The organism is Acrocarpospora catenulata (assembly GCF_018476525.1).
In the GTDB taxonomy this organism is placed as follows: domain Bacteria; phylum Actinomycetota; class Actinomycetes; order Streptosporangiales; family Streptosporangiaceae; genus Acrocarpospora; species Acrocarpospora catenulata.
In genome coordinates, this window is record NZ_JAHCST010000012.1 from 15,924 (window position 1) to 27,668 (window position 11,745).

Below are 11,745 nucleotides of genomic sequence, written 5' to 3' on the forward strand. Positions count from 1 at the left end.
GGCGCGGACAGGACCTTCGACAAGCCCTATCCTCCCAGTTCAGAGAGCACTTTTCTTATGTAAACGATCAGATCCCACGCCGCCCAGGCGAAAGCCCGAGGCTAATGACTCGGGACACTTAATCGCATGAGTAGCTATGAGCCTCCCTCGCCGCACGGCAACGACGATGAAAGAGCCCTCTGTAGATGAGGATCGACCAACCTCGTGCTGCACACGGGTAGCTCGGTCTTGCTCACGGCGGTTGAGTCAGGACGGATGCGTCCCACGAACCGAACTGTCTTCGCCCACGCCAACATCATGTACATCCATGAGGGCCGTGCGGAAGAGGAGACAGCGACAGGCGGCACGACCTAGGCTAGAAGTCCACTGAAGATCTTGTGTTCTGGCCTCGTCCTACCTGAGATGAGGCCAGAGTGGTTGATGTGCAGGGTGAGTGGGCCGGAGAACTGGTCGGGCCGGATGTGTGGCAGAGCTGCCGGGAGTTGATTCCGGTGGGGAGCGTGTTCGCGTTCTTGGCCGAGCATCGTCAGGCGCTGTTTCCCGCGGAGATGTTCGCGGACATGTACCCTTCGCGCAACGGGCGTCCGAGCATGCCGCCGCAGGTCCTGGCGGTTGCGGTGGTGTTGCAGACGCTGCACGGGCTGCCGGACGTCGACACCGTGCAGGCGTTGCGGTGTGACCTGCGGTGGAAGGCGGCCTGCGGGCTGGGACTGTATGACACCGCCTTCGATCCGTCGCTGCTGACCTACTTCCGGCGGCGGCTGGCCCGCTCCCGCCGCCCGAACCGCCTGTTCGAGGCCGTCGGCGAGGTGGTCGCCGCCACAGGGGTGCTCAAGGGCAGGCAGCGTCGGGCATTGGACTCGGCGGTGCTGGACGACGCGGTGGCCACCCAGGACACCGTCACCCAGTTGATCGCCGCCATCCGGCGGGTGATCCGCCACGTGCCCGGCGCCGTCCAGGTCGCGGCCACATCCTGCACCGCCCATGACTACGCCGATCCGGGCAAGCCGCGCATCGCCTGGGATGACGAGCAGGCCCGGGCCGCGCTGGTGGACGCCCTGGTCACCGACGCCATCCGCCTGCTGGCCGGCCTGCCCGCCCAGCCCTTGGAGGAGCAGGCGGCCAACGCGGTGGGCCTGCCGGCCCTGGTCGCCGGCCAGGACGTCGAACCGGCCGACGACTCCGACGGCCGCGACGGGCGCTGGCGCATCGCCCGGCGCACCGTCCCCGACCGGGTGATCTCCACCGTCGCCCCCGAATCGCGGCACGTGCACAAAACCCGCACCCACCGCCAGGACGGCTTCAAGGCCCACGTGGCGGTCGAACCCGAGACCGGCCTGTTCACCGCCGTGACGTTGCGGCCCGGATCAGGCGCCGCCCATCACGAGGCCGTCCTCGCCCTGGACCTGCTCGCCGAGGAGGACGGCCCTGTGGAGGTCTTCGGCGATACCGCCTACTCCTCCGGGTCCTGTCGTCGGGCGCTCATTGACGCAGGGCATCGCGCCGTGATCAAACCCGCGCCGTTGCGCCCGGCCGTGCCCGGCGGGTTCGACCTGGATGACTTCGCCATCGACACCGCCGGCGGCACCGTGACCTGCCCGGCTGGGCACCAGGTCCCGCTGGCGGCGCCGTCAGGCCGCAATCTGCAGCGCAAGGCGTTCTTCACCGGCCAGTGCACCGGCTGCCCGCTGCGCTCGCGCTGCACCAAGGCCAAAGCCGGGCGTATCCTCACCATTCGCCCGCACCACGACGAGCTTGCCGCCGCCCGCCGGCAAGCCGCCACCAACCTGGTCTGGCGGGACGATTACCGGCGTTGGCGGCCCCCCGTCGAACGCGCCATCGCCTGGATCGTCGCACGGGGCAACCGGCGATTACGGTATGTCGGCACTATCAAGAACAACGCCTGGCTCCACATCCGCGCCGCCGCGCTTAACCTGCGAACCCTGATCAACCTTGGGCTTACCCGCACGAGTGGGACCTGGACGCTGGTCTCCAAACCCGTCTGAGAAACCGAGGACTGCACCGGAGTACCCCGTGCGAACAAGATCTTCAGTGCTCTTCTAGACCCAACGCCGTTCAGTTAGGCGGGGTTGAGCGGTGTCAAGGGTCGGTTGTGAGCATGGTGACGTTGATGGTGGCTTTGTAGGTGGCCCGGTCGATGGCGGGTCCGCGAGCGTTGTATTTGGAGATCGCTCGCTTGACGATGCGGTCTTTGGTGCGGACTCGCCGTTCGGGCAGAAGTTGGGCCAGCACGTGGCTGCCGATGACTCCGACCAGGTCGACCACGGTGTCGGCGATGATGCCCGCCGCCAGGATCAGCTGATCGCGGGCGGCCGACAGCGCGATGGTGAAGCCCGCCCGGTCCGGATCGGTGCCCGCGACACTGTCGGTGGCATCCGTCATCGCGGTCCGCAGAGCCTGGTAGGCGACCAGCAGCGCCCAGACCTCCTGCTCGACCCCGGCCGGGGTGCGGGCACGCAGGACCCGCCCGCCCAGGATCGTGGATTTCAGCTCCGCGTAGGCGGTCTCGATCTCCCAACGCTCGTGGTAGAGCCGGATCAGTTCGGCGGCCGGGTGCGCCGACGGGTCGGTGAGGGTGGTCAGCAGCCGGTAGTGGCCGGTGCGGGTTCCCCGCGCCGACGCGAGGCTGATCTCGGCGTCGATAACCCGGACGGTCAGTGCGCCGATCCGGGCCAGAAACGAGCCGTCGCCGCACCGGGCCACCGGCGGCAACCTCCGCCCGGACTTGCACCGGACCAGCAGATGCGCGCCGGTGGCGGCCAGGCGGTTCAGCAGGTCGGCCGCGGCGAAGTTCCGATCGCCCAGCAGCAGCATCCCGGGCCGCAGATCACCCGCCAGCCGACCGGCGTACTCCAGTTCGCCGGTGGTGGCCGGGCCGAACGCCGCCCCGATCAGCGCCCGCGTCCCGCAGGCCACCAGTGCCGCCAGCCGGATCTGCGGATAGCCCCCGGCCCCGTTGTTGCATCGCTGCTTGGCGAACATCGCGAGGTTGTCCGGGGCGTCCGGTACCGGCAGCAGGGTGCCGTCGACCGCGACGACCAGCAGCCCGCGCCATCGTGTCGCGGCCGCGGACGTGGCCACCGGACCGCGAACCAGGTCGAACAGGGCCTTCAACGGCGTGGCCCCCAGACGTTGACGGGCCTGGCGTAACGCGCTGCCGCTCGGTCTGGAGGGCGCCAGACCCGCCAGACCGGCGCACAACCGGTCGAAGACCTGCCGATAGCCCAGTTCGGCGAACAATGCCCCGGCCAGCAGCAGGTACACGGTGACCCGTGCCGGCACCAGCCGAACCCGCCGCTGGGCAGCCCTGGTCACCGCCAGCACATCATCGACCATCTCGAACGGCACGATCCGGGTCAACTCACCGATATGACCCGGCGCGAATACCCCGGCCGCTACCTTGACCATCCGCGTTATGGCAGTCTGTTCCAACAGCGGAGCTCCCGTGGTGAGGATGTCTTGGAGTGACAGACCTCTTCTACGGCGGCTCCGCTGTTTTGCCTACTGGCAACCCTTGACTGACAGGCCCCACACCTAACTGAACGGCGTTGCTTCTAGACCACCCGTGGTTCGGGGCCCGTGGCGCGGGTGCTTTGGAAGGCTGGAGTGGTTCAGGTGTTGAGCACGGAAATCCCGTAGCCACTAAGCGAGTCCGACTACATCGAGCTGCTCCCGGTGACCTGGCGAGGGCGGCGCCGTGTCGTCAGTGGCGCCGCCCACGGCGGGTCCTACGGGTGGTTACCTCCAGGTGTCGTTGTTGGTGTGTGTGCCGGCGGGTGGGGTGGTGAAGGTGCGATTGCTACCGGACTCCCAGGTGACGGCGCCGTCGGGGTTCTTCTTGATGTACTTGTACTCGACCGCGGTGTTGGGGGGCAGGTTGAGCGACGCGCGCCAGATGGGGTAGTCGGCCGAGGACAGGGCGACCGCCTGGTTGGTGTTCCATCCACCGAGGGCGGCGATGTTGCCGACGACGTACACGTTCTGGCCGTACCAGGTGGTGACGTTGGCGTTGAAGTAGGTGGCGATCTGGGAGGAGGTGTCACCGCGGAAGGACTCGGTCACTGAGTGGGTTCCGCTAGCGGGGGTGGTGAGGCTCCGGTCGGCGCCCGACTCCCAGGTCACCGCGCCAGCCACGGTCTTCTTGATGTACTTGTACTTCACCGTGGTCGACTTGGGCAGCTCGACGACGCCGCTGAACGAGGTTCCGCCCTGAGCGGGCAGCTTGATCGCGGCGGCCGGATTCCACGCGCCCAGCGCTGCGTTGTCCCCGACCACGTAGACGTCCTGGTCGGCGGCCGCGTTGGCGGTGACCGTGAACGTTGTGGCGATCTTATCGCTGACCGGCGGCGGGATGAAGGTGTCAGTGCGGGTGACGGTGCCCGTGGCGGAGGTGGTGAAAGTGCGGTTGGCGATCTCGGCCTGGGCGACCGCCGAGCCCTCCTTGATCAGGTACTTGTAGGAGATCGCGGTCGAGACCGGAAGCTGGATCTCGGCGGTGTAGCCGCCGCCCGAGGCGGAGCTGAGCGCGACCGAGGAGGCGTTGTCGCCGCTGCCGAGGGCGGGGACGTTGCCGACGATGTGCAGGGTCTGGCCGGCGGTGAGGTCTGCGGAGACATTGAAAGTCGCGGTGACCTTCTCCTCGATCGGCGGTGGGATGTAGGTGTCGGTCCGGGTGACGGTGCCGGAGGCCGGGGTGGTGAAGGTCCGGTTGGCGGCCTCCTGCTCCACCACCGAGGACCCGTTCTTGATCAGGTACTTGTAGGAGATCGTGGTGGAGGCGGGCAGGTCGGTGGTGGTGCTGTAGGTGCCGTCGCCATTGGCGGCCAGCGCGACCGAGTTCGCGGTGCCGCCGCCGCCCAGGGCCGCCGTGTTGCCGACGATGTGCAGGGTCTGGCCGGCGGTGAGGTTGGCGGAGACGTTGAAGGTCGTCGCGACCTTGACGGTGTTGACCTTCGAGTTGATGTGGAACGCGACCGCGTTGTTGGCTGGGATGGTCACGGTGGCCTTGCCGCCGGAGACCGTGATCTTCGTGCCGGTGCAGCCGGACGGCGAGACGGCGCCGGAGATGACGTCGCAGTAGTCTCCGTCGGCCAGGCCAGTGGTGAATTCAGCGGTGGAGGAGCTGCCGGAGTCGTTGATGCCGATCCAGGCGCGGTCGCCCCGGCGGAAGCCGATCACGTTGCTGTTGACGGCCTTGAAGTCCGAGACGGTCTTGACGCTCTTGGCGGCGTTGGCCCAGCCAACCATTCCCTTGATGCCCGTGGTCTGGGTGAGGCAGTTCCAAGCGGCGCCGCACGCGGTGTCGGTGACGAAACCGCTGCCGTTGGCGGGCGGGGACTGGTGGCGGTTAGTGTAGGTGAAGCTGTCGTAGACCGACGGCTTGCCGTGCGGATGGGCGAGGATGAAGTAGTTCGCGAGCGTGTAGTCGGTGCCGTCGCGCCAGGACAGCGTGACGCCGTCGCGTTCGAGGTCGTGGTTGGTGACCATGGCGAAGACGTTGGCGCTGGGCGCGTCGAGGTTCCAGTTTCCGATGTTCGCGAGGTTGGAGATCGATCCTTGGAACTGGGCCTTGATGCCCTTGGCGTAGGCGAAGTCCAGGACGTCGCCGTTGCCGATGAACGCCCGTGCTTTCAGTGCGTCGTTGCTGGCGCCGTCGAAGATCTCCTGGGCCACGTACGGCCGCTTGTTCTCCGCGGTCGTGTTGTTGAGCCTGCTCAGGATCGCGGCGAAGTCATCTTTTTTGATGTGCTTGACGGCGTCCACCCGGAACCCGTCGACGCCAAGTCCGATCAGGTCGTTGAGGAAGGCCGCGATCTTGCCGCGGACGTCGTCCTTCTCGGTGTACAGGTCCGACAGGGACAGCAGTTCGCAGCTCGTCACCTGTGACTCGTTGTTCCAGTCGTTGATCGCGCCGCCGGTCGGGCAATTGTCGCCGGGGTGGTGGAAGTCGCCGTGGCCGTAGGGGACGGCCGGGTAGCTGTAGCCGGTGAAGGAGGTGCCGGCGTATCCCTGGACGCCGTCGGCGTTGTTCGTGCCGGCCATGTGGTTGACGACCGCATCGACGTAGACGCGGACGCCCGCGTTGTGGCAGGCCGTCACCATTGAGGCGAACTGGGCGCGGTTTCCGAATCGGGAGTCGAGCTTGTAGGAGACCGGCTGGTACACCTCCCACCACGGGTGGACCCCGTCACGGTGGTTGGGCAGGCTGACCGACTCCTGCGGCGGCGCCACCTGCACCGCGCCGAATCCCGCCGGGCCCAGGTGGTTGGTGCAGGCCGCGGCGACGGAAGGCCAGTTCCATTCCCACAGGTTGGCCGTCACCTCGCTGTCGTTGAGGGTGACGGCGGCGCTGGCGGGGGTCGCGGCGACCGTCGCGGCGACCGGGGTGAGACCGCACGCAGCGACCGCAGCGGTGAGGAGGGCAGTTCGAACCCTGCTGCGCAGGGATGGCCGAGCTCGTTCCATGGGGGGATGGACCTACTTCCCGTGACTGTGGCGTGTTCGGGTTGGGGACGGCCGTCCGCGTAGCAGAACAATCTTTGATTTCCGCAAAGACTGCAAGAGTTTGCAGAATGTTTCTGAAACCCGTTGGTAACAGGACCGCCGTCCGAGGTTCATCCGCCCAGGTAGGCCGCAGTATTGCACCATGCGCGCCCCCGCCGGGCTTGCCGGTGCCAATTCCGGGCCACCCGCACCCGAGACGCCGAGTGTTCCCTCTGTCACTTAACGGCATGAACGGCACAACCGCACCACTCTGGAATGGGTACGGCTACCGGTGCCGAACCAGAGCAGCCGGTCGGCGGCGGTGTGGACGAGCCCGCCGCCTCAGGAAGCAATGCTGCAGGCGGCGGCCACCGCGGTGCAACTGGCCGCGAACGGGACGATCATTCCCGGCGGCACGCTCGGCCCGGCGCTACAACCGGCTCCACACTGGCGGTAAGGCGGCGCGCGTGGGGACCGTTCAGCCCATGGCAGGCGCCGCTGCCGCGTCGGCGTCGTGTTCGCGCAGCATGCGCAGGACGGTGGCCGGGGAGGGGTGCTGGCCCTTCTTCTTGCCCTTGGTGATGACGAGCCGGGCGGCGATGTCGCGCAGGCTGAGGTTCTGCTGGCGCAGGTGCAGGGCCATGGACAGCATGGCGTCGTCGGTGACGGCGGCGCCGCCGATGGTCTTGCCGCGGCTGCGGGCGGATTCGTGGCCTTCCAGGGTGCGGTCGCGGATGTACTCGCGTTCCATTCCCGACAAGGCCGCGAGCACGGTGAACACTACGCCGGAGGGGCCGTGGGAGCCCTGCAGTTCGCCGGTGAGGAACTCGAGGCCGATGCCGGCGGCGCGCAGCTGCTCGGCCAGGGCGGCCAGGTCGAGGCCGCGGCCGAGCCGCTTGTGCTCGTGCACCACGAGGGTGACCGCGACGCCCGCCGAGCGGAACTCGCGGGCCAGGGTGACGGCCTTGTCGAGCTCGGGGCGGGTGGTGGCGCGGGTGGAGATCTTCTCGGAGAAGACGCGGGTGACGCCGCCGCCCTGGAGCGCGTCGAACTGGGTGTCCAGGGACTGCCGGACGGTGGAGGCGCGGGCGTACCCGATCCGCACGTGTCCGGCCGGTTCAGCGCCGGCTGCGGCGGGGCGGGGCAACTCGATCCAGAGCGTGCCCGGCTTGCGGAGGGCCGGGGTGGCCACGGTGAGCGCCTTGGCGAGCGCGGGCTCGAGCCGGAAGTGTGGTATTGGACGGCGACCTTGCCCTTTCCGGTCCGGCAGGGCGATCCGGCGCCGCAGCTGCTTCTGTTCGGACTGCTCATCCACCCTCGTGGCGGTGGCGTCGGACTCGTGCTGGGCATCGGCACGCGCCAAGACGTGGTTCGCGCGCAAGCCCCAGCGTCTCGACCGGCTGGGCGCCACCGGCGGCGTGATGATCGGGCTGGGCGCGACGCTCTCCACCACCGGTCGCCACGCCTGACCTTCGGCGACCGCGACCGGCCGCGACGTGAGCGTGCTCGACGTGCTGCGGCCTGCCCTCGTGAGGGGTGTCCCGTGGTCCAGCACGGTCGGGGGGCGCAGTCTGCCCCATATTGACTTGACAGCATGTCCGGCTAACCTCCATGCTCCATTTAACCGTACGCAGTGTCTTCTGAAAAGGGTTCACCGACATGGCTCACCGCACTACCCGGTCGCACGACCACGACGTCGTGGTCGTTGGCGCCGGACCGGCCGGCCTGGTCGCCGCCACGCAGCTGGCCCGCCACGGCCTCGACGTGCTCGTGCTCGACAAACGGGCCGAGGTGTCCGCGCTGCCCCGGGCTGTGGGGGTGACCGTCCGACAGATGGAGATCTTCCGCGGCTGGGGGTTGGAGGAGGAGTTGCGGGCCGGGGCCGACGAGGTCGACCTCGCCCTGCTGCAGACCCGCACCGTCGCCGAGGCCGGGGACGGCACCCGGGTGCCGATCAACGTGCCCGACCTGGCGCAGAGCTCCGTGGTCAGCCCGACGGCCTCTGCCCGGGTGCCGCAGGACCACCTCGAGCAGGTACTCGCCGACCACCTCGCCCGCATGAGCGGCCGCCCGGTCCGCCGGGGCGTGGAGGTCGTCGGGATCGGCCAGGACGAGGGGGGCGTGCGGCTCTCGGTCCGGGGCGCCGGCAGCCGCGGCAGCGAGGCGGTCGAAGAGCTCAGCGCGGCGTACGTCGTCGCGGCGGACGGCGCCCACAGCCCGACCCGCGAGCGTCTGGGCATCGAGTCCGTGGGGGAGGATGGGCTGATGCGCGGGATCAGCGCCGAGTTCCGTGCCCCGCTGTGGCCGGTCCTCGGTCCGCACCGCTACGCGCTCTACTCGATCAGCCTCCCGGACGGCGCCGGTGTGCTCATCCCTTCCGGCGGCGGTACCCGGTGGCAGTTCGGCGTGGTCCTCGGGCCCGACGACGACGTGGAAGCGCTCGCGCAGCCCGAGGCCCTCGCGGACCGGATCCGGCTCGCTTCGGGTGTGCCCGATCTGGCCGTCGACATCGTGCGTCAAAGCGCCTTCACGGCCGGTGCCAAGCTGGCGACGACCTTTTCGTCCGGCCGTGTGTTCCTGGCCGGCGACGCCGCACACCGGGTCACGCCGCGGGGCGGCAACGGCCTGGCCATGGCCGTGCGCGACGGGATCGCGATCGGATGGCGCCTCGCGTGGGTCGTCCGGGGCTGGGCGCCGGCCCACTTCCTCGACGCCTACGAGGCGGAGATGCGGCCGCTGGCGGCCGCCGACGTCGCCCGCGCCGCCGACCCGCAGGGACGCTGCCACGCCGTCCTCACCGAGCTCCTCCACGACCTCGGCGGGCGCCTCCAGCACGCCTGGGTCGCGCCGGGTGCGCCCGGCCGGTCGCCGGTCTCGACGCTGGACCTGGTCGGCGACGGGCTGACCCTCTTCGCCGGCGACGACGACTCCGCCTGGCCGACAGCCGCCGCCCGCCTCAAGCCCGGCGTGCCGGTCGACGTCGCGACGCTGCCCCCGGCCACCGCTCACGCGCTCGGCCTCCACACCGGCGGCGCTCTGCTGGTACGTCCGGACGCCGTCCCGATCGCCAGGTGGTACCGCGTGACCGACGTGCCCCGGGCCGTGGCCGAGCTCCAGCGCGCGATCGACGACGTCCTCGACCAGCGGGCCACGACGGTGGCGGGTGCGGCATGACGTCCCGTCCCGGCTCCCTCGACTCGCCGCGGTTCCCGCGCTCGTCCCGCTACCACCCCGACTGGATCCGCTCCAGCGTCAGCGGCGGAGCCAACTCGCTCTGGCTGACCGAATGGCTCACCCAGGCGATGACGTTACAGAGCGGGATGCGGGTGCTGGATCTGGGTTGCGGCCGTGGCGCATCATCGATCTTCCTGCACCGCGAGTTCGACGTCCAGGTCTGGGCAACGGACCTGTGGTTTGGCGCGGACGAGCGGCTGCACCGCATCCGCGACGCCGGCGCCGACCACGCGGTGTTCCCGATCCACGCCGACGCCCGATCCCTGCCGTTTGCGGCGGGCTTCTTCGACGCCGTCATCAGCATCGACTCCTTCGTCTACTACGGCACCGACGATCTGTACCTCAACTATCTGGCCCGGTTCGTCCGGCCGGGCGGCCAGATCGGCATCGCCGGCGCGGGACTGACCCAGGAGATCGACGGACCGGTCCCCGAGCATCTGCGGGGCTGGTGGGAGCCGAGCATGGCCTGCCTGCACTCGGCCCACTGGTGGCACCGCCACTGGGAACGCAGCGGCATCGCCCGCGTGGACCTCGCCGACACCATGACGGACGGCTGGAAGCACTGGCTGGAATGGCAACGGGCGATCGCACCGGACAACGAGGCGGAAATCAACGTTCTCAACGCCGATCGCGGACGCCATCTCGGGTATGTGCGCGCGGTCGCCCGGCGTAGATCGGACACCGTACTCGACGAACCCATCTACTCCATCCCCGTCACCTATACAAAGCAGCCCCTGTATCGCACCTGAACGGCGACGGCAGAGGAAATCTGATGAGGAATTGCTGTGCGTAAACTCGTCTATCTGATAAACGCCACGATTGATGGCTATATCGCAGGACCGGCAGGCCAGTCGGACTTCTTTCTTCTCGAAGGCGACCATCAGGAGGAGTTGTCGGCCGAATTCCCCGAGACCGTGCCGCGGCCGCTGCGGCCCCAACTCGGATTGAATGGCGCGCCGAACCGGCGTTTCGACACCGTCATCATGGGACGGAGCAGCTACCAGCCGGCGATGGCCGCAGGAGTGACCAGTCCCTTCCCCCACCTGCGGCAATATGTCATCTCCCGCACGCTGGCGGATGCGGATCCCGAGCTGATCGTCGATGGCGACCCCCTTGATCTTGTACGCCGGCTCAAAAGAGACCATGGCCTGGACATCTGGCTGTCCGGCGGAGGCCGCCTGGCCGGTGCCCTTCTGTCCGAGATCGACGAGCTGATCGTCAAGCAGCACCCGATCGTCGCCGGCGCAGGCATCCCACTGTTCACCGGTCCGTTTCACCCGACCCGCTTCACCCCGGCCGCGGAACGGACATTCCGCAGCGGCGTGCGCCTGCTGAGGCATGTAGCCCACGTACACCGCCGAGATGAGCCATGAAGACTCCCACCCATCCTTCGCTGGGAGAGCGCTTCAGAAACGGCAGCGAAGACGCCCTGGCAGAGATGTACCGCCGGTACTCGACCTCTCTGTTCTCCCTCGCGTTGCACCTGCTGGACGACAGGGACATGGCGGCCGAGACCGTACAACTCTCCTTCGTTCGAGCCTGGCAGGCGGCCAAGGTCTTCGACGTGGGGCGGGAACTTCTGCCGTGGCTCTACTCAATCACCCGGCGCACGGCTGTCGATATATGGCGGCGCGAAGCCCGGCACCATGGCGGCCTCACGCTCGGCGAGAACCTGCCGATGGAGGAACCGTCCCTGGATTCGGCCTGGCAGGCATGGCAGGTCAGGCAAGCGCTGGACAGGCTTCCCGTCGATGAGCGCGATGTGGTGCGACTGGCGTACTTCGAAGATCTGACACAAAGAGAGATCGCCGCCAGGTTGAAGATCCCGCTGGGCACGGTCTATAGCCGGACCGCACGCGCCAAGCGCCGGCTCGCCGTACTCCTCGCCCATGTCGGCTGAGAAACCGAAACGGAATGCAGCGCACCCGTCTTCTCCTCGGCATCGCCATCGGCGGACAGGCTTGTGTGTATTTCGACCGGTTATGAGGTGACGGGCCTGCACCGCTC

At 68.5% G+C, this 11,745-nt stretch carries 10 protein-coding genes; 7 read left to right on the top strand and 3 right to left on the bottom strand.

Annotation, left to right across the window (positions count from 1 at the left end):
- Window positions 1-422 precede the first annotated feature (422 nt).
- Entirely contained in the window at window positions 423-2,006 is a 1,584-nt protein-coding gene (locus tag KIP79_RS14630; RefSeq protein WP_214105521.1) for an IS1182 family transposase, read from the top strand.
- Between the two features lie 94 nt (window positions 2,007-2,100).
- Here the strand turns inward: KIP79_RS14630 and KIP79_RS14635 are convergent, their stop codons facing one another.
- Together KIP79_RS14635 and KIP79_RS14640 are read right to left on the bottom strand one after the other, a co-directional pair.
- Window positions 2,101-3,429 (bottom strand): IS4 family transposase, encoded by a 1,329-nt coding sequence (locus tag KIP79_RS14635; RefSeq protein WP_214105336.1) that lies wholly within the window; start codon window positions 3,427-3,429, stop codon window positions 2,101-2,103.
- Between the two features lie 330 nt (window positions 3,430-3,759).
- Window positions 3,760-6,486, bottom strand: coding sequence for a carbohydrate-binding module family 20 domain-containing protein (locus KIP79_RS14640; RefSeq protein WP_214105337.1), 2,727 nt, complete (start codon window positions 6,484-6,486; stop codon window positions 3,760-3,762).
- Window positions 6,487-6,796: 310 nt separating this feature from the next.
- Between KIP79_RS14640 and KIP79_RS14645 the strand changes: the two genes are divergently transcribed.
- Window positions 6,797-6,961: a hypothetical protein gene (locus tag KIP79_RS14645; protein WP_214105338.1), complete on the top strand. Its 165-nt coding sequence runs from the start codon at window positions 6,797-6,799 to the stop codon at window positions 6,959-6,961.
- 21 nt (window positions 6,962-6,982) lie between these two features.
- Here KIP79_RS14645 and KIP79_RS14650 read toward each other — a convergent pair whose 3' ends face one another.
- Complete coding sequence (locus KIP79_RS14650) at window positions 6,983-7,819, bottom strand: recombinase family protein (protein WP_214105339.1); 837 nt, start codon at window positions 7,817-7,819, stop codon at window positions 6,983-6,985.
- A gap of 10 nt (window positions 7,820-7,829) precedes the next feature.
- On the opposite strand from KIP79_RS14650, the gene KIP79_RS14655 reads away from it, so the two are divergent.
- The 5 genes from KIP79_RS14655 (at window position 7,830) to KIP79_RS14675 (ending at window position 11,638) form a co-directional block, all read left to right on the top strand.
- Window positions 7,830-7,973 carry a hypothetical protein gene (locus KIP79_RS14655; protein ID WP_214105340.1) on the top strand — a complete coding sequence of 48 codons (144 nt, stop codon included), beginning with the start codon at window positions 7,830-7,832 and terminating at the stop codon, window positions 7,971-7,973.
- A 190-nt stretch (window positions 7,974-8,163) separates the two neighbouring features.
- Entirely contained in the window at window positions 8,164-9,678 is a 1,515-nt protein-coding gene (locus KIP79_RS14660; protein ID WP_214105341.1) for an FAD-dependent oxidoreductase, read from the top strand.
- Window positions 9,675-10,487 carry an SAM-dependent methyltransferase gene (locus tag KIP79_RS14665; RefSeq protein WP_214105342.1) on the top strand — a complete coding sequence of 271 codons (813 nt, stop codon included), beginning with the start codon at window positions 9,675-9,677 and terminating at the stop codon, window positions 10,485-10,487. The genes KIP79_RS14660 and KIP79_RS14665 overlap by 4 nt, the downstream gene beginning before the upstream one ends.
- Before the next feature lie 36 nt (window positions 10,488-10,523).
- Window positions 10,524-11,111, top strand: coding sequence for a dihydrofolate reductase family protein (locus KIP79_RS14670; protein WP_214105343.1), 588 nt, complete (start codon window positions 10,524-10,526; stop codon window positions 11,109-11,111).
- Window positions 11,108-11,638, top strand: a complete 531-nt coding sequence (locus KIP79_RS14675) for an RNA polymerase sigma factor (RefSeq protein WP_214105344.1) — start codon at window positions 11,108-11,110, stop codon at window positions 11,636-11,638. Before KIP79_RS14670 ends, KIP79_RS14675 begins: the two co-directional genes overlap by 4 nt.
- Window positions 11,639-11,745: the final 107 nt, after the last annotated feature.